This window comes from Streptomyces sp. NPDC049887 (genome assembly GCF_040656535.1).
Taxonomy (GTDB): Bacteria; Actinomycetota; Actinomycetes; order Streptomycetales; family Streptomycetaceae; genus Streptomyces.
In genome coordinates this window covers 96,633-114,711 of the sequence record NZ_JBFAMM010000025.1, presented here as the reverse complement: position 1 = coordinate 114,711, position 18,079 = coordinate 96,633, and the positions used below count along the sequence as shown (strand labels likewise).

Genomic DNA, 18,079 nt, shown 5'->3' with positions numbered 1-18,079 from the left:
GTCTATGGCGCGCGGGGGGCGCTCCGTCGCTTTGGAAGGGCGGGGGAGGCGGTGCTGAACGCGGTGAGCGGGTCCGTGCGGCCGCCGGCGGTCGGCCGCCGACCACCACCGGGTCGCCGTCGCCGCCACGCTCTCGTCAGGCTCCGCGCCGCCGAACCCCTCGGGCTCCCGGCGCGGAGCCTGACGGGCGTGCGGGGCGACGGCGGTGCGTGGCCCCCACGTCCGGCCGGGGTCCGGCGCGAGGCGGGCACCAGGGCGGCCGCCTGCGCGGCGGCCCGTGAAACAGATGCGGTCGCGGACGGTGTTCGGCGGCCGCAAGGACCATTCCGGTGAGAGACTGGGGAACCGTGGAACGACGAACCGCCGACCGGCTGCTGAGAGCACACGCACAGGCGATCGGGGGCCTGGCCCGGGAGAAGACGGTCGCCGGCGCCCTGGAGCGGGTCGTGGCCGTCCAGGCGCAGGACCTCGGCGCCGCCGCTCTCGGCCTGCGCGCCCGCATCGGCGGACTGACCGCCGACGACGTACGGCGCGCCACTGACTGCGAACGGACTGCCGTCCGGGGCTGGTTCATGCGTGGGACGCTGCAACTCGTCCCGGCCGCCGACGCCCGCTGGCTGCTCGGACTGCTCGGGCCCGTCCAGCTGGCCCTCGGCGCCCGCCGGCTGCGGGAACTCGGCCTGGACGAGCACCTGTGCGACCGTGCGTCCCGGCTGATCGTGAAGGCCGTCGACGGCGAAGGACCGCTCAGCCGGGCCGAACTCACCGAACGCCTCGCCACCCTGGGCGTCGAGTCCAAAGGCCAGTCCGCGTTCCACCTCATCCGGCGCGCCGCGCTCCTGGGGCTCATCTGCCACGGGCCCCAGCGCGACGGCGAGGCGACGTTCGTCCTCCTCGACGACTGGCTGCCCTCGGAAGGCCCCCCGCCCTTCTCCGGGGAGGCCGCGGAGGAGGAGCTGGCCCGCCGCTACCGGCGGGCACACGGTCCCTCGGACGCGGCCGATTTCGCGCACTGGTCGGGGCTGCGCGCCACTGTGTGCAAGAGGGCCTGGGCGGCCGCCGGAGAACCCTCTCGGGGAAACGCGGAGGAGATTCCCCGGGGAGATGTGCGGCTGCTGCCGGCCTTCGACAACTACCTTGTGGGATACCGGCGGAGGGAACTGTCGGTGCCCGCCGCACATGAGCGCCGGGTCTGGCCGGGAGGAGGGATCATCCGCGCGACCGTGATGGTCGACGGCCGGGCGGTGGGCACCTGGACGGGGGGCAGGCACGGCAGCGGTCCCGTCGTCGAGCCCTTCACCGGCGGAGAGTCGCCGGCGGCGGCGGACGAGGCCGCGACGGAGGAGATCGAGGCCGGGATCGCCCGTGAGGGCGCCGATCTCGCACGGTTCTACAACGGTTCTCACACCCTCTCTACGCCCGGTCTCCAACCGCCCGGATTCGTAACCGGACACTAACCGCGCGTCCCTACCTTCAGTGCCGTCCGACAATTCCGTCCCCGATCAGAAAAGGGCGTCGACATGGCACTCGGTCGGCATTCCGATTTCAACCGCCTGTGGTTCGGGCAGACCGTCAGCAACTTCGGTGACAAGATCTCGCTGCTTGCGCTGCCGACCCTCGCGGTCGTCTTTCTCGACGGGGGAGCGTTCGAGGTCGGCGTGCTCGGCGCGCTGCGCTTCCTCCCGTTCCTCCTGCTCGCCCCGGTCGCCGGGCTCGTCGCCGACCGGGTCTCGCGCCGCGCTGTCATGATCGTGGCAGACCTCGGCCGCTTCCTGGCACTGGGCACCATCCCACTGGCCTTCGCACTCGACTCCGTCACGATGACGCACGTCTACGTCGTGGCCGCCGCAACCGGCATCCTGACCGCCTTCTTCGAGGTCTCCTACCAGTCCTGGCTGCCGCAGCTGATCGGCACCGAGAACCTCGTCGAGGGCAACACCAAGCTCCAGATCAGCCGAAGCGTCGCCGAAGCGGTCGGCGCCGGCGCCGGCGGCGCGCTGATCCAGGTCCTCGGCGCCGCCCGCGCGATCACGGCGGACGCACTGACCTTCCTCGTCTCGCTGGTCGCCCTGCTCCTCATCCGGCACCGCGACACCCGCGCCAGGGTCGAGGAGACGAAGGCATCGGCCAAGGCCGAGATGAAGGAGGGCCTGAAGACCCTCTTCGGAACCCCCGTCCTGCGCAGCCTGTTCACCGCCAACGTCGTGGTCAACCTCGGTGCCGCGATGGGCGACGCGCTGCTGATCGTGTACGCCTACAAGGTCCTCGACCTGAGCCCCGGCCAGGTGGGTGCGGCCTTCGCCGTGATGTCCGTCTTCGTGATCGTCGGTGCGGTGCTGTCCGAGCAGGTCTCCAAGGCGCTCACCCTGGGCCGCACCCTGGTCCTGACGGCCGTCGTCCTCGGCGCCGGCTACATCCTGGTCCCGACCGGCGGCGCCGTCGCCGGGTTCGTCGGACTGATCGTGGTCCAGGCCGTCATCGGCTTCGTGTCCCCGATGTTCGACATCCACGTCCTCAGCCTGGTCCAGGGCGTCACGCCCAACGAGCAGATGGGCCGCGTCAGCGGCACCGCCCTCTCCGCGGTCTACGGCGCCCTGTCCCTCGGCTACCTGGTGGGCGGCGCGCTCGGCGAGGCGCTGGGTCTCACCGGTGCCCTGGCGGTCGCCGGAGCGATCACCGCCATCGGCGGTCTGACACTGCTCGGCGGCCCGGTCGCCGCCATCAAGGAGATGCCGGGCGGCGACGCCCCCGGGGCACAGGACGCCCAGGGAACCGAGCCCACGGCGTCCGCCGGGGACGACACCAAGATCCGCGCCTAGGGCGTGGTTCGAAAGTCCCGTCTGGGCGGGGGCCCGCTCCGGGGGCGGACGACGCTGCTTTCGAACACGCCCCAGGACTCCCCGCGCACCGGAGCGGGCGCCGGCCCCGGGCCGGCCCCCGCTCCGCAGCCGCGCACCGCAACCCCGCACCGGCTGACGTACCGCCGGCGCGCATCCGCACCCCCGCGCCGTCTTCCTCTCGACCACACGCACGGAGGCACAAGGTGAGCGAGTCCCTCGCCGAACGCATAGCCGCACTGCCGAAGTCCCGCCGGGCACTCTTCCAGGCCCTCGCGGGCCGCAACGGGGGACGCGCCGCCGTACGGGAGGACCCGGAACCGGCACCGCGGGACCCGGACGAGCCGCCGGTGCTCTCCTTCGCCCAGCGCCGGCTGTGGTTCGTCGACCAGCTCCAGCCCGGCAGCCCGGCCTACAACGTGCCGGTCGCCACCCGCATCCGCGGCCCCCTCGACGTCCACGCCCTCCACGGTGCGCTCCAGGACCTCGTGGACCGGCACGAGATCCTGCGCACCGTCCACGAGGACGTCCCCGGCGCGGCCGAGGCGGTGCCCAGGGTGCTGGAGGGGCACCGGCTGCCGCTGCCGGTGACCGAACTGCCGGACGAGGCCGCCGTCCGCGCCTTCTACGACACCGACGCCTCCGCCCCCTTCGACCTCGCGGGGGACATCCCGCTGCGCGCCTCGCTCGCCCGGATGGCCGCCGACGACCACGTCCTCGTCCTCAACCTGCACCACATCGTCACCGACGGCTGGTCGATGCGGCTGCTGACCACCGAACTGGAGTGCGCCTACGCCGCCCGGATCGGGGCACAGGCGCCACCCCTGTCCCCGCTCTCCCTCCAGTACGCGGACTTCGCGGCCTGGCAGCGCCGCCGCATCAGCGGCGAGCGGCTGGAACGCCTCACCGGCTTCTGGCGCGAGGAACTCGCCGGTGCGAGCCCCGTGGACCTGCCCACCGACCGGCCCCGGCCGCCCGTGTTCGGCCACTCGGGAGCGTCCCGCTACATCGAACTGCCCCCCCGGCTCATCGACCGGCTGAGGGAGTTCGGCAAGTCCGAGGGCGCCACCCTCTACATGACGCTGCTGGCCGGGTTCGCCGCCACCCTGCGCCGCTGGACCGGCCAGGACGACATCGTCGTCGGCACCTCCGTGTCCGGCCGGGACCACCCCGCCTTCAGCGACCTCGTCGGCTTCTTCGTCAACACCCTGCCGCTGCGCATCGCCGCGCCCGGCGACCTCTCGTTCGCCGGACTCGTCCGCGCCACCCGGCACACCACCCTGCAGGCGTACGCCCACCAGGAGCTGCCGTTCGACCTGATCGTGGACACGGCCGGCCTGCCGCGCGATCCCAGTCGGCCGCCGCTCACCTCCGTGATGTTCCTGCTGGACGAGACCCCGGACACCGCGCCCGCACTCGCCGGACTCGCCACCGAGCCCCTCGACTTCGCCTCCCGCGCCACCAAGTACGACCTGATGATCAGCGTCCACGACACCGGCAGCACCGTCCGCGCACTCGTGGAGTACCCCACCGACCTGTTCGACCCCGCGACCGTCGACCGGCTCCTGGGCAACTTCCTCACCACCCTGGAAGGAGCCGTCGAACGCCCCGAGGCACAGCTCCGCGACCTCCCGCTGCTCACCGATGCCGAGCGTCGCGCCGCGCTGGACGACTGGAACGCCACCAGGGCCCCCTTCCCCCAGGACGCCTGCCTCCACCAGCTGTTCGAGGAGCACGCCGACCGCAGGCCGGACGCCGCCGCGGTCGTCTGCGGTGGCCTGGGCGGCTGGACCGTCACCTACCGGGAGCTGGAGGAGCGCGCGAACCGGCTCGCCCACCGGCTGACCGAGGCGGGCGCGGGCCCCGACCGGACCGTGGCCCTGTGCCTGCGCCGGGGCCCCGGACTGATCACTGCGATCCTCGCCGTCCTCAAGGCGGGCGCCGCCTACGTCCCGCTCGACCCCGAGTACCCGCAGGAGCGACTGGGCCTGCTTCTCGACGACGCCGCACCGCCGATCGTCGTCTCCGACGCGGAACTCGTGGGCCGGCTGCCGCTCCGCCCCGGCACCGACCGGATCCTGCTGGACGCCGACCGGCCGCTGCTGGAGACGTTCCCCGCGACGCGTCCCGCCGTCCCCGTCACCTCCCGCCACCTCGCGTACGTCATCTTCACCTCCGGATCCACCGGCACACCCAAGGGGATCGCCCTGGAGCACCGCGGGGTCGTCAACAACCTGCTCGACCTCAATCGTTCCTACGGCATCGGCCCCGGCGACGCGGTCCTCGCCCTCTCCTCACCGAGCTTCGACATGAGCGTCTACGAGACGCTCGGCATGCTCGCGGCCGGCGGCACCGTCGTCCTGCCGGACCCCGCGGCCGCCAAGGACCCGGCGCACTGGGCCGAACTGATCGAGCGCCACGGCGTGACCGTGTGGAACTCCGCGCCCGCGCTGCTCGGGCTGCTCCTCGACCAGCTGGAACACGCCCGCGGTCCCGCGCTGCCCGGACTGCGCGCCGCCTTCCTCGGCGGCGACTGGATCCCCGTCACCCAGCCCGACCGGATCCGGGCCTTCGCCCCCGGGCTGCGGTTCGCGGCGCTCGGCGGGGCGACCGAGGCGTCCATCCACTCCGTCGAGTACCGGGTGGGCCGGGTCGAGCCGGGCTGGACGAAGCTGCCGTACGGCCGGCCGATGGCCAACCAGCGCACCTACATCCTCGACCCCGAGGACCGGCTCGTGCCGGTCGGCGTCCCCGGCGAACTGCATCTGGGCGGGACCGGGCTGGCCCGCGGGTACCTCAACCGGCCGGAGCTGACCGCCGAGAAGTTCGTCCAGGTCGAACTCGAGCCCGGACGCACCGAACGGCTCTACCGAACCGGGGACCTCGCCCGCTATCTGCCCGACGGCACCGTCGAGCTGCTCGGCCGCACCGACTTCCGCATCAAGCTCAACGGGCTGCGCATCGAACCCGGCGAGGTGGAGGGCGCCCTGCGAGAGCTGCCCGGCGTCCGCGAGGCCGTCGTCGTCGCCCGGCAGACCGCCGGCTCGGCGCGCCTGGTGGGCTACGTCGTGCCCGAGGACGGCGCGGCCCCGGACACCGCCGCCCTGCGCAGCGCGCTGGGCACGGTGCTCCCGCCGCACTGCGTGCCCGCCGAACTCGTCGTCCTGGAGCGACTGCCGCTCAGCCCCAACGGCAAGATCGACCGCAAGGCCCTGCCCGAACCGCGACGCGCCGCGGCTCCCTCGGACGGATCCGCCACCGCGGCCGCGGGCCCCGACCCGGTGACGCCGGCGGCCCGGCGGATCGCGGCCGTCTGGGCGGACGTCCTCGGACTCGCCGATGTCGGCGCCGACGACGACTTCTTCGCCCTCGGCGGTGATTCCTTCGCCGCCGTACGCGCGGTCCGGGCCGTCGCCGAGGCCCTGCCCGAGGCCCACTCGCTGCGCGTGGTGGACCTGTTCGGCAACCCGACCCCGGCGGGCCTCGCCGCCCGCGCCGCCGAACTGGCCGGCAGCCGCGGCGGGGCGGAACCGCACCGACTGCTGCACCGGCTGTCCTCCGGGGACGAGAACGACAGGGCCGCCCTGACCCTCGTCTGCTTCCCGCACGGCGGCGGTGACGCCATCGCCTACCGGCCACTGGCGGCCGAACTGCCGCCGCACATGGAGCTGCTGGCCGTCTCGCCGCCCGGCCACGACCCGCTCGCCCCGGGCCCCATGCTCCCCGTCACCGAGTTCGCCGAACTCGCCGCCCGGGAGATCGCCCGCACCGTCACCGGGCCGTTCGCGGTCTACGGCCACTGCGCCGGCGTCGTCGCCGCCCTGGAGACCACGCGGGTGCTGGAACGCGACGGTCTGCGGCCCGTGGCGCTCCATCTGGCGGCCGCGCTCCCGGAGGACGACCCCGGCTTCGCCCTCGAGATGGAACGCACCTCCAGCGACGACGACCTCGTCGCCTACCTCACCGCCATGGACGGCTTCGACGGCGTCCTCGACGACAGCGACCTGACGGCCGTGATGCGGATGGTCCGCCACGACATGACCGAGGCCGCCCGGTTCTTCGCCCGGACGCCGCAGGGCTACGAACGGCCGCTCGCCACCCCGCTCACCTGCGTCGTCGGCGACGCCGACGACGCCACCCGGGGATATGAGCAGGGCCACCGGGCGTGGCGCCGGTACGCCCGTGACCTGCGGCTCGCCGTGATCCCCGGCGGCCGCCACTACTTCGCCAAGCATCTGCCCGACCGGCTCGCCGCGCTGCTGGCCGATCTGCACCGCAACGGAGGAACCCATGTCTGACCTCGCCGAACGGCTCGGCCGACTGCCCCAGGGACAGCGCTCCCGGCTGCTGGGCCGGATGCGCAACCAGATGACCGCAGGTGTCGGCCACCGCGTCGAACTCAGGCGTGCCGACCACGGGCCGCGTTCCCGTGCCTCCTTCCAGCAGGAGCAGATGTGGTTCGTCGACCGGCTGGGCGCCGGCAAGGCGCGCAACAACATAGCCCTCGCCGTCCGGCTGGACGGGCCGCTCGACCGGGCCGCGCTGCACGAGGCGGTCAACGCCGTCGTCGCCGGCCACCAGGTCCTGCACAGCAGGCTCGTCGAGATCGACGGGGTGCCCTGGCAGGAACCCGTGCCCGCCTTCGTTCTCGGCTTCCGGACCAGCGACCTCGCCGCGAGTGAGGACCCGGAGCGCGAGCTGGCCGAACTCACCGCGTCCTGCGCGTCGGCACCGTTCGACCTGGCCGAGGCCCCGCCCGTGCGTGCCCATCTGGTGCGGCTCGCGGACGAGCGTCACGTGCTGCTGTGGGTCGTCCACCACGTCGTCTGGGACCCGGGCTCCACTCGCATCTTCACCGAGGAGCTGACCTCCTGCTACACCCAGGCGGCCCAGGGGCGGCGCCCGGAGGCGGCCGCCCCGCCCGTCGAGTACGCCGACTTCGCGGCCTGGCAGCGCGCCAAGCTCGACAACGAGGAGCACCGAAGGGCGCTCGCCGACAAGTGGCGTCAACTGCTCGCCGGCGCCGAGGCCACCGAGGTCATGCCCGACCATCCGCGCAGCCCCGAGACCCGTGGTGACGGGCGCGGCCTGAGCCTGCGGCTGGAGCAGGACCTGCTGGACCGGCTCAGGGTGCTGGCCGAGAGCTCCGACACCACCGTCTTCACCACCCTGCTCGCCGCCTTCAACGCGCTGCTGCGGCACTGGACCCACACGGAGGACGTCGTCGTCGGCACGGCCAGCGCCTCCCGCCCCCACCCCGACCTGGAACGGGTCATCGGCTGCTTCGTGCAGATGATCACCCTGCGCACGGAGGTGGGGGACGGCCTCACCTTCCGTGAGCTCGTCTCGCGCACGGCGGGCACCGTCATGGACGCCTTCACCAACAGCGAGCTCCCCTTCGAGCAGGTCGTCGACGCCGTGCGGCCGGTCCGGGACCCGCTGCGGCACCCCCTGTTCCAGATCGAGTTCACCTCGCTCGGCCGCTGGGGCGCGCACACCGCACGGTCCGCCGACGTGGACTTCGCCGTCGAGCAACTGCACGACGGAGCAGCCAAGTTCGACATGAGCTTCCTGGTCGGCGAGAACGAGGGGCTGGAGCTGTCCCTGGAGTACAACACCTCGCTCTACCGCCACGGCACCGCCTCCGCGCTGCTGACGGCCTTCCGCCGGGTCATCGAGCAGGTCGCCGCCGACCCCGACCTTCCCATCGGCGAGATCAGCCTCGTGGAGGAGCCGGCGGCGTCCCGGCACGCCCGTGAACTGTCCCGCGGCGGACCGGTCGACGAGGCGGCCTGGACCGCCACCCTCGACCGCGCCTTCCGCGAGCGCGCCACCATCCAGCCCGACGCCGTCGCCGTCCGCCACGGCGGCACGACGCTGGACTACGCCGCCCTGGACCGCTGGTCCGAGGCCATCGCCCACCGGTTGCGCGACCGGGGAGTACGGCACGGTGACCCGGTCGCCGTCTGCCTCGGGCGGGGTCCGGCGGCCGTCGCGGCCCTGCTCGGCATCCTCAAGGCCGGCGCCCACTACCTGCCCGTCGACCCGGCCGCCCCGGCCGAGCGGACCAGGACCGTGCTGGCCGACGCCGGCGTCCGGCACGCCCTTGTCGACGACGGGGCCGACCTGCCCGTCCCGCTGGAGCTCGTCACGGCCGGCACCACGGCCCCGGTGCGCGAAGTGCCGTCCCTGGCACCGACGTCGAGCCCCGCGGACCTCGCCTACGTGCTCTACACCTCGGGCAGCAGCGGAACCCCGAAGGGCGTCATGATCGAGCACCGCTCGGTCACCCACTTCTCCCGCACGATCGCCCGGGCGTACGAGATGGGCACCGGCGACCGCGTCCTGCACTTCGCCCCGCTCACCTTCGACGTCTCCGTCTTCGAGGTCTTCACCACCCTGTTGTCCGGCGGGGAACTGGTCATCGCCACCGACGACGAGCGCCGGGACCCGGCCCTGCTCCAGGCCCGGATGCGCGACGACGCGGTGACCGTCGCCGAACTGCCGCCCGCCCTGCTGCCCCTGCTCGACCAGGCCCGCCTGCCGGACCTGCGGCTGGTCTCCGTCGGCGGTGAGGCGTTCCCCGGCAAGCTGGTCGCCGAATGGACGGCGGGGGAGCGGCGGTTCGTCAACGGCTACGGCCCGACCGAGGCCACCGTCGCCGTCACCCTCATGGACTGCGCCGGCGGCTACGACCGCAATCCGCCGATCGGCCGCCCGATGCCGGGCCACCAGGCGTTCGTCCTCGACGAGAGGCTGCGCCCCGTACCGCCCGGCGTACCTGCCGAACTGTGCGTCGCCGGGCCCGGCGTCGCCCGCGGCTACCTGGGGCGGCCCGAACTGACGGCGGAACGGTTCGTCACCAACCCCTACGCCGACGGTCCCGAGACCGAACGGCTCTACCGCACCGGTGATCTCGTGCGCTGGCTCCCCGGCGGGAACCTGGAGTTCCTCGGCCGCACCGACCGGCAGCTCAAGCTGCGCGGCCACCGCATCGAACCGGGCGAGGTCGAGGCCGTGCTCCTCGGCCACCCCTCCGTGCAGCAGGCCGTCGCGGTCGCCCGGCCAGGCGCCGGGGGCGAACCCGTCCTCGCCGCGTACGTCACCGTCGAACAGGCCGGCGGGTACGCCTCCGAGGTCGCCGACGCCGAGGGACTGCGGGCCTACGCCGCCTCCCGGCTGCCCGGCTACATGGTGCCGGTGGTCGTCGTCCTGGACGACCTGCCCCTCACCCCGCACGGCAAGGTCGACGTCGCAGCGCTGCCGCTGCCCGTGGAGCAGGCCGCCGGCGGCACCGCCCCGCGCGACGCGGTCGAGGAGCAGATCTGCCGCGACATCCTCACCCCGCTGCTGGAGTGGACGAGCCCCGACGTCGAAGGCGACTTCTTCGCCCTCGGAGGCAGTTCGCTCCAGGCGACGATCGTCGTCTCACGGGTCCGCGCCGTCTTCGGCATCGACATCGCGCTGGCCGACTTCTTCAGCCGCCCGACCGTCGCCGGGCTCGCCGACCTCGTCCGCACCGCCCGGGCCGAGGCGGCCGGCGAGCAGGACCGGCTGCTGGCCGTGTTCGACCAGATCGAGAACATGAGTGACGAGGAAGCGGCAGCGCTGCTCGACTCGCTGCAGAACCCGGACGGCGGGCGATGACAGCGGACACCGGCACCGGGGTCGACCGGGTCCTCGCCGCCCTGCCGGAGGCCAAGCGGGAGCTCGCCCGGATGCTGCTCGCGGCCCGGAGCCCCGTCCCTGCCCGGCCAGCCCCGCGCTCCGGCACGGGGCCGGTCCCGGCCACCGCACTCCAGGCCCGCCTCCTGAGGCGCGAGCGGCTGGGCACCGCGGGCAGCAGCGGCACCGGTTCGCACGCCGTGCGGCTCACCGGACGACTCGACACGGGGCGGCTGCGCGAGGCGCTCACCGGCGTACTGGCCCGCCACGAGGCACTGCGCTGCCGGATCACCGAGTCCGCGGACGGCGGCGGACCGCTGCTGACGGTGGACGAGGAGCCGTGCCTGCGGCTGACCCGCACGGACCTGACGCACCGCACGGCCGCGGCGCGGCGGGACGCCGTACACGCCCAGCTGGCCGAGAGCGCCGCGACGCCGCTGTCCCTGGAGAGCGGCCGCACCAGCGCGTTCCGGCTGCTGACACTCGGTGAGGACGACCACGTCCTCGTCCTCGCCTCGCACCTGGGCGTCTTCGACGGGTGGTCGTCGGGGGTGTTCCTGAACGACCTGGCCACCGCCTACCGCGAGGGCCCCGGAAGCCTCGCCCCGCCGGAGCTGCAGTTCCCCGACCACGCGGACTGGCAACGGCGCTGGCTCGCCTCCCCCGACGGCGCCGCCGAACTGGCGGGCGGGCGGGCGGCGTTCGCCGGAACCGAGCCGGCGCCGCGGGCACCCGGCGGCTTCGAGCGCGGCCATGTCCCGGTACGCCTGGACCGCGCGCCGGGCAGCCCGCTCTCCGCGGGGCTGGCTCTGGGAGCCGCCGAGGGCACCACCCCCTTCATGACGCTCGTCGCGGCCCTCGCCGTCGTCCTGGCCCGGCGCGACGGGACCACCGAGGCCGTCGTCGGCACGCCGGCGGCGGGCCGCTTCGCCGGGCCGCTCGAGGGGGCCGTCGGGCAGTTCACCACGGTCGTCCCGATCCGGATCGACCTGTCCGGCCACCCCTCCTTCGTGGAAGTGCTCCACCGCGCCCGCACGGCGGTCGCCGAAGGGCTGAGCCGTCAACGGCTCCCCGCGGACGAGCTCTTCACGGGCGGGACGCAGCCGTACGGCGTCCTGTTCGCCCTCCACAACTATCCCGCCGTCTCCCTCGGCCTGCCCGGTGTCGAGGTGGGCCAGCTCCCCGGTCCGCCCGCCCACCACCTGGAGCTGTACAGCACCGATCCCGCCGCCACGCTGGCCTGCGTCGGCCTGGTCGAACGTGAGGGCGAGATCGGCGGAACGGCCGAGTTCAACCGCAGGGCCGCCGGTCCCGAGGACGTGACCGCGCTGCTCGGCGGCGTCGAGGACGTCCTCGCCCGTGCCGCCGCGTCCCCCGGCACCCCCCTCTGACGTGCCCTAGCCCCTGGGAGTAACCGTTGCTCACCACCGAGTTCTACCGGGCACCCGCCGACTGCGGCCTCGTCCGCTCCGGTGAGGGTGCGCCCCGCACACCCATGCGAGCACTCCGCGAGGAGATCCATGACGTCCTGGTGTCCGCACCCGTCGCCGCCGCCCGACGCAGCAGGGATCCCCGTCCCGTGCACCGGGCCCTCGGCGACGCGGGACTGCTCGCCCCGCAGTGGCCCGCGGAGTACGGCGGCCGCGGAGTCAGCCAGGTCGCCGCCGCCGTGCTCGTCGAGGAACTGGCGATGCACGACGTGCCCGACCTGCTGCACACCCTGACCGTGCAGATCGTCGGGTCCACCCTCCTCAACGTCGCGAGCGCCGCCATGAAGGCCCGTCATCTGCCGGGCTTCGCCGCCGGAACCGCCTTCGGCTGCGTGCTCTTCAGCGAACCCCAGGCCGGCTCCGACCTGAACATCCTGTCCACCCGCGCCGTCTCCGACGGCAACGGTGGGTACAAGCTCTACGGCACGAAGGTCCACTCGCTGTTCGCCGGGCTCGCCGACTACGGCCTGTGCCTCGCGCGTGCCGAGAACGACGCCTTCACCCTGTTCCTGGTGCCCCTGTCCCAGCACGGCGTGACGATCACCGCCGTCCCCGGCATCGGGGACGACGCCTTCCACGAGGTCACCCTGGACGGGGTGGCCGTCACGGCCGAGGACGTGGTCGGCGAGCCGGGCCAGGGCTGGGCGATCGTCGTCAAGACGCTCGCCTTCGAACGCACCGGACTCGACTACTACGTCAAGGCCCTGCGCTGGTACCGCGCCGCCGTGGAACGGCTCGAAGCCCACACCGACCGGCTGCAGTCCGGCCAGCACGACCAGATCGGCCTCGCCAAGCTCAACGCACGCCTCCTGGCCGCGGGCACGCTCGTACGGCGCGTACTGACCCGGCTGGACCGCGGCGAGCTCAACGAGGACGAGGCGGCGGCGGCCAAGTGGTACACCACCGAACTCGCCGCGGAAATCGCCTGGTGGGCCGCCGAACTGGACGGCGACCACAGCATGACCCTCGACGACCCCGGCACCGACGGGGTGGCACATCCACTGGACTCGGCGCTGCGGGAAGCCCCCGGGATGCGGATATCGGGCGGCACCGCCGAGATGATGCTCGAGACGCTGGCCCGGCTGCGTCTCGACTCAGGGGCGGAGGTACGGCCTTGACAAGCTCAGCACAGAGGACGGCGGACGGCAGCCCGCCCGCGGAGCGGTGGCGGGAGCGCGAGGACGAGGACTCCCTCTTCCGGCAGCTCCGGCTCACCGTCCGGCAGGGCCTGGAGATCGACGCCGCCACGCCCACCAGCGCGTGGGAGGCCCTGACGGGCGTGGGGGCCTGGGAGTTCGCCCTGCCCATCGGGATGGACGGCCTCGATCTCGGCCAGGCCGTCGTCGCCATGGTCTGCGAGGAGGGCGGCAGCGCGATGCAGCCCGTGCCGCTCACCGACACCTTCCTCGCGCTGGACCTGCTGTCCGGGCTCGGTCCGCTCGTCCCGGAGGGCCTCGACGGCCTGCTCGACCGGGTACGGGACGGATCGCACCCCGTCGCCGTGCCGGGCCGGCTGCCCGACCCGCGCGGTTGCGTTCCGCCCGGCATCACCTGGAAGCCCGACGGTGACGACGGCGGTGTCGTGCTGAGCGGCTCCGCAGGGCCCTTCGCCGCGGGTGTGGAGCCGGGCTCGCTGCTCGTCCTGGCCTCCGGGCCCGACGGGCCGTGCGTCGCCCTCGTCGACCCGTCGGCCCCAGGGGTCGAGCTGCGCGCGCTGCGCGACCACGGCGGTGGCGCGGTCTCCGGCGCCGTACTCGACGGAGCCCGGATACCGGTGGGATCCGTCGTCCTGCGGGGGGTCGCGGCCGAGCAGGCGCTGGCCCGGGCGGGTCTGCGCGCCGCAGTCCACCAGGCGTCCCTGCTGGCCGGGATCACCGCGGCCGCGCTGACGGCCGTCGTCTCCCGGATCAGGAGCCGCCGGCAGTTCGGCCAGGCACTGGTGAAGCACCAGGGGCCGAGGCTGAGGGTCGCCGGTCTGCTGGCCCGTCTCGACGCGGTGCGCTGGGCGGTCGGCGACGCCGCCAAGGACCTGGACGAGAACCGGCTCGGCCCCGGCGACGCGGCAGGACTGATCGCCCTGACCGCGGAGACCGCGCTGGACGTCACCCGTGACGCGGTCCATCTGCACGGGGCGTCCGGTCTGGTCAGGGACGGGCTGGTGGCCGGGTGCTACCGGCGGGCCGCCTGGGAGGCACTGCGTTGCGGCCGCCCCGCCCAGCTGTGGGACATCGCCGCGCACACCGCCTGAGGAGGGACACGGGCAGGGGCTCCCGCCGGGGCGGGCGCCCCTGGCTCCGGGCCGTCCGCGCCGGCCGCGCCCGTGGCTCCGGGGCCCGCCGGCACGTCGGGCCCCGGAGCCACGAGACGCTCAGTCCAGCTCGCGGCGCATCACCCAGCGATAGCGCTTGTCGCTCTTGGCCTCGGTCCTGCGGACCCGGCGGAAGCCCGCCCGCTCGAACATCTCCATCGTGCCGACGTAGGCGAGTGTCGCGTTCACCCGGCCGCCCTCCGGGTCCACGGGGTAACCCTCCACCGCGGGGGCGCCGTTGGCCCGGGCGTGTTCCACCGCACCCTCCAGCAGGCCGGACGCGACGCCCTTGCCGCGGAACTCCTTGCGCACGACGAAGCACGTCACGGACCACACCGGCAGGTCGTCGACGGGCGTGATGGTCTTCGACGAGGTGAGCCGGTCCAGGTGTTTGCGCGGCGCCACGTTGCACCAGCCCGCCACCTCCCCGTCGAGATAGCCGAGCACTCCGGGCGCCGGGCTCCCCGCCTCGACGAGGGAGCGCAGGTGCGCGCCCCGCTCGTCGGCGGTCATCCGCCCGTAGTCGCCGGTGGTCAGCCGCCAGGCCATGCACCAGCAGGTGTGCGCGCTCTTGCGCGGCTGCAGGACCGCTCGCGCGTCGTCCCATCGTTCGGCGGTCGCCGGCAGAACTTCCAAATTCATCAGGCTACTTCGCTCTCTTTCCATTGCTGTGCGTGTCCCGCGGCCGCGGGCACGCCCCCCGTCCGGCGACCCTCGCCCATGAGGGACGCCAGGACCCCCGCGGCACGACGGCACGCCTGTCGTCCGACACCCAGATGCGTGACGAGCCGGACCGTCCGTGGACCGGGCGCGGTCACCAGGACCCCCTCCCGGGCCGCCCCGGCCACGACCTCCTCGGCGTCCGGTGTGTCGACGAGGACGACATTGGTCTCCTGCGGGCGCACCGCGCATCCGGCGTCCCGCAGCTCCGTCGCGAGCAGGGCCGCGTGGGTGTGGTCCTCGGCCATGCGCTCCAGGTGGTGGTCGAGCGCGTGCAGGCCCGCGGCCGCCAGGATCCCCGACTGCCGCATGCCTCCTCCCAGACCGTGCCGCAACGACCGCGCCCTGGGAAGGTGTTCGGCGGCCGTGAGCAGGACGGAGCCGACCGGGGCGCCGAGCCCCTTCGACAGGCACACCGACAGGGTGTCGGCGACCGGGGCCCCGTACTCCGCGAGCGGCGTTCCGGTCGCGGTGTGCGCGTTCCAGATCCGGGCGCCGTCGATGTGCACCGAGACCCCGGCGCCCGCGGTCAGCCGCCGGATCGCGCGCAGCGTCTCCACGGGGTACACGGTGCCGCCCGCGCGGGTGTGCGTCTGCTCGAGCGCCACCGCGCGGGTGCCGACGGTGTAGGCGTTGCCCGGACGCAGGACGGTCTCCAGCTCCACGGCTCCGAGCAGTCCGCGCTCGCCGGGGACGGTGCGGGTCTGGATCCCGCCGTACCGGGCGGGCGAGCCCTCCTCGTGGGCCAGGATGTGGGCCTCGGAGTCGCAGACGATCTCCTGTCCCGGCGCGGTGAGCAGCCGCAGCGCGATCTGATTGGCCATCACACCCGAAGGGACGAACAGGGCGCCGCCGAAGCCGAACAGGCCGGCCAGACGGTCCTCCAGCGCCCGGACGGTGGGGTCCTCCCCGAACAGGTCGTCGCCGACCTCGGCGACGGCCATCGCACGGCGCATCGCGGGCGTCGGACGGGTCACGGTGTCGCTGCGCAGATCGACGGTCTCCATGTTCATGACGGTGTGTCAGCTCCTTGCCCGCCTCGTGGTCGCGGTGTCAGCCCGCGGTCCGCGGCCCAGTCCAGCAGCGGCCGCACCAGCTCCCAGGTCTCCCGGACGAAGGCGCCGGCGGCGGCCGAACCGAGCGCGGGGCCCGGTCCGAGCCGCCGTCCGGCGTCGATCCTGCGGTGCCGCAGCAGCTCCAGGCGGGGGTGGTCGGCCGGCACGCCACGCGGCCGGGTCGCGAGCCGGTCCCCGCCGATCGTGAACCCCAGGCCGGTCAGCCGGTCGGTGATCGCGGCAAGTTCCGCGCCGTCCGCCTCCTCCTGGACGGCTGCGCGGTAACGGGCGACCTCGGCGCCCCCGTACGGGTACCAGCGCCCGGAGGCGTACAGCCCCTCCCGGTCCAGATGCAGCCAGAAGCCCAGCGCGGGCAGCACGTCCAGGTACGCGCCCTGGTACGTCTTGTACGGGGACTTGTCGTGGGACATCCGGGTGTCCCTGACCGGGCCGAGCAGACGGACCCCGCCCGTGTGCTCGGCGAAGCGCGCCGACAGTTCGCCGGCCAGCTCCTCCATGGGCGCCCGGACGTCACTCTCGTACACCGCGCGATGACGTGCCCGCCACGACTCCTTGGAGTTGTCGGCGGCGAGTGCCTCGTACAGGCGCGGTGCCGAGGGTGGGAAGCCGCTGAACGTCACGACCCGTACCCCGGGAGCGGGTGGCGGGCGCACAAGGCGTCGACGCGTGCCCGCGCCGCCGCGCGCACCTCGGCCGGGAGCACCCCGGAGCCGGCCCGCAGCGCGTCGAGGACGTCCGCGACCAGGTCCGCGCACTCGCCCGCCGCGTTGCGGTCCATGCCACGAGCCGCCAGGGTGTTGCTGCCCAGCCGCAGTCCGGCGGTGGTCCGCACGGGCGTGGTGTCGCCCGGGACGCGATTGCGGTTGACGACGATGCCGCAGGATTCCAGGGCCTCCTCGGCGACGTCCCCGGTCAGACCGGACGGGCGCAGGTCGATGAGCACCATGTGGGTGTCTGTGCCGCCGGTGACCAGGCGCAGGCCGCGTTCGGACAGCCGCTCGGCGATCGCCTGGGCCCCGTCCGCCAGCCGCTTGGCCAGCTCGGCGAACTCGGGCCCCGCCACGAAGTCCAGGGCCCGGGCCTTGGCCGCGATCGACGCCAGGTCCGGAGTGCCCTGGGTGAACGGGAACACGGCGCGGCGCATGGTCGAGGCGAGCGTCCCGCGCTCGGGCCCGGACTTGCCGGCGTCACGGCCGAGCAGGATCAGTCCGCCCCGAGGGCCGTACAGCTGCTTGTAGGTGCTCGTGGTGGTGATGTGGGCGTGGTCGACGGGGCTCGGGTGCAGTCCCGCCGCTACGAGGCCCGCGATATGGGAGATGTCGGCGAGCAGATAGGCGTTCGTCTCGTCGGCGATCTCCCGGAAGCGGGCGAAGTCGATGCTGCGAGGGTAGGCGCTCGCCCCGCAGACGATCAGCTTGGGCCGGTGGGTGAGGGCCAGATCGCGGATCCGGTCGTAGTCCAGCAGCCCCTCGGGCGTGAGCCGGTACCCCACGGCGTTGTAGTAGCGGCCGCTGACCGAGGCGGGTGAACCGTGTGTGAGATGCCCCCCGCAGTCGAGGTCCAGGCCCAGCAGGGTGTCGCCGGGTGCCAGCAGGGCGGTGAGCACCGCCAGGTTCGCCGACGACCCCGAGTGCGGCTGGACGATGGCGTCCTGGGCCGAGAACGCCGCACGGGCCCGCTCGATCGCCAGCCGCTCGATCTCGTCCGCGACCGAGCAGCCGGCGTGGTAGCGCCCGCCCGGATAGCCCTCGGCGGTGAGATTCCCGAGCGCGCTTCCACCGCAGGCCAGCACGGACGGGTCGGCGACGCTCGACGCGGCGACCATCGTCAGCGTGCTGTTCTGGCGGTCCGCCTCGCGGTTCAGCAACTCGTACAGGACGGCGTCGGCGCGGCGCAGCCGGGTGGCCGCGTGCCCGGCGAAGGTGATCATGTCGGGCGTTTCCGGCCGCGGACCCGCGGCCGTCGGAGCACCGTATGCGGCCG

Annotated in this window: 11 protein-coding genes; 7 read left to right on the top strand and 4 right to left on the bottom strand. The window is 73.8% G+C overall.

Annotation, left to right across the window (positions count from 1 at the left end; genetic code table 11):
• The first annotated feature begins 347 nt into the window (after window positions 1-347).
• The 7 genes from AB0J10_RS26490 to AB0J10_RS26460 all read left to right on the top strand — a co-directional run bounded on the left by AB0J10_RS26490 (window position 348) and on the right by AB0J10_RS26460 (window position 14,240).
• Complete coding sequence (locus tag AB0J10_RS26490) at window positions 348-1,457, top strand: winged helix DNA-binding domain-containing protein (RefSeq protein WP_363064968.1); 1,110 nt, start codon at window positions 348-350, stop codon at window positions 1,455-1,457.
• Between the two features lie 63 nt (window positions 1,458-1,520).
• On the top strand, window positions 1,521-2,819 hold the full coding sequence (locus AB0J10_RS26485) for an MFS transporter (RefSeq protein ID WP_363064967.1): 1,299 nt from the start codon (window positions 1,521-1,523) through the stop codon (window positions 2,817-2,819).
• Between the two features lie 224 nt (window positions 2,820-3,043).
• Complete coding sequence (locus AB0J10_RS26480) at window positions 3,044-7,135, top strand: amino acid adenylation domain-containing protein (protein ID WP_363064966.1); 4,092 nt, start codon at window positions 3,044-3,046, stop codon at window positions 7,133-7,135.
• Window positions 7,128-10,484, top strand: a complete 3,357-nt coding sequence (locus AB0J10_RS26475; RefSeq protein WP_363064965.1) for an amino acid adenylation domain-containing protein — start codon at window positions 7,128-7,130, stop codon at window positions 10,482-10,484. Before AB0J10_RS26480 ends, AB0J10_RS26475 begins: the two co-directional genes overlap by 8 nt.
• Window positions 10,481-11,893 carry a condensation domain-containing protein gene (locus AB0J10_RS26470; protein WP_363064964.1) on the top strand — a complete coding sequence of 471 codons (1,413 nt, stop codon included), beginning with the start codon at window positions 10,481-10,483 and terminating at the stop codon, window positions 11,891-11,893. The genes AB0J10_RS26475 and AB0J10_RS26470 overlap by 4 nt, the downstream gene beginning before the upstream one ends.
• Before the next feature lie 26 nt (window positions 11,894-11,919).
• Window positions 11,920-13,110, top strand: a complete 1,191-nt coding sequence (locus AB0J10_RS26465) for an acyl-CoA dehydrogenase family protein (protein WP_363064963.1) — start codon at window positions 11,920-11,922, stop codon at window positions 13,108-13,110.
• Window positions 13,107-14,240, top strand: coding sequence for an acyl-CoA dehydrogenase family protein (locus tag AB0J10_RS26460; RefSeq protein ID WP_363064962.1), 1,134 nt, complete (start codon window positions 13,107-13,109; stop codon window positions 14,238-14,240). The genes AB0J10_RS26465 and AB0J10_RS26460 overlap by 4 nt, the downstream gene beginning before the upstream one ends.
• A 120-nt stretch (window positions 14,241-14,360) precedes the next feature.
• Here AB0J10_RS26460 and AB0J10_RS26455 read toward each other — a convergent pair whose 3' ends face one another.
• The 4 genes from AB0J10_RS26455 to glyA are packed head-to-tail and all read right to left on the bottom strand — an operon-like array spanning window position 14,361 to window position 18,026.
• Window positions 14,361-14,936: a GNAT family N-acetyltransferase gene (locus tag AB0J10_RS26455; protein ID WP_363064961.1), complete on the bottom strand. Its 576-nt coding sequence runs from the start codon at window positions 14,934-14,936 to the stop codon at window positions 14,361-14,363.
• Between the two features lie 5 nt (window positions 14,937-14,941).
• On the bottom strand, window positions 14,942-16,033 hold the full coding sequence (locus tag AB0J10_RS26450; protein ID WP_363064960.1) for a GntG family PLP-dependent aldolase: 1,092 nt from the start codon (window positions 16,031-16,033) through the stop codon (window positions 14,942-14,944).
• Window positions 16,030-16,716 (bottom strand): DUF2461 domain-containing protein, encoded by a 687-nt coding sequence (locus AB0J10_RS26445; RefSeq protein ID WP_363064959.1) that lies wholly within the window; start codon window positions 16,714-16,716, stop codon window positions 16,030-16,032. The genes AB0J10_RS26450 and AB0J10_RS26445 overlap by 4 nt, the downstream gene beginning before the upstream one ends.
• Window positions 16,713-18,026, bottom strand: a complete 1,314-nt coding sequence (gene glyA, locus AB0J10_RS26440) for a serine hydroxymethyltransferase (RefSeq protein ID WP_363064974.1) — start codon at window positions 18,024-18,026, stop codon at window positions 16,713-16,715. The genes AB0J10_RS26445 and glyA overlap by 4 nt, the downstream gene beginning before the upstream one ends.
• Window positions 18,027-18,079: the final 53 nt, after the last annotated feature.

Coding starts and splice junctions, on each gene's coding strand:
- AB0J10_RS26485 (WP_363064967.1), top strand. CDS start 1,521: ATGGCACTCGGTCGGCATTCCGATTTCAACCGCCTGTGGTTCGGGCAG.
- AB0J10_RS26475 (WP_363064965.1), top strand. CDS start 7,128: ATGTCTGACCTCGCCGAACGGCTCGGCCGACTGCCCCAGGGACAGCGC.
- AB0J10_RS26470 (WP_363064964.1), top strand. CDS start 10,481: ATGACAGCGGACACCGGCACCGGGGTCGACCGGGTCCTCGCCGCCCTG.
- AB0J10_RS26450 (WP_363064960.1), bottom strand. CDS start 16,033: ATGAACATGGAGACCGTCGATCTGCGCAGCGACACCGTGACCCGTCCG.
- glyA (WP_363064974.1), bottom strand. CDS start 18,026: ATGATCACCTTCGCCGGGCACGCGGCCACCCGGCTGCGCCGCGCCGAC.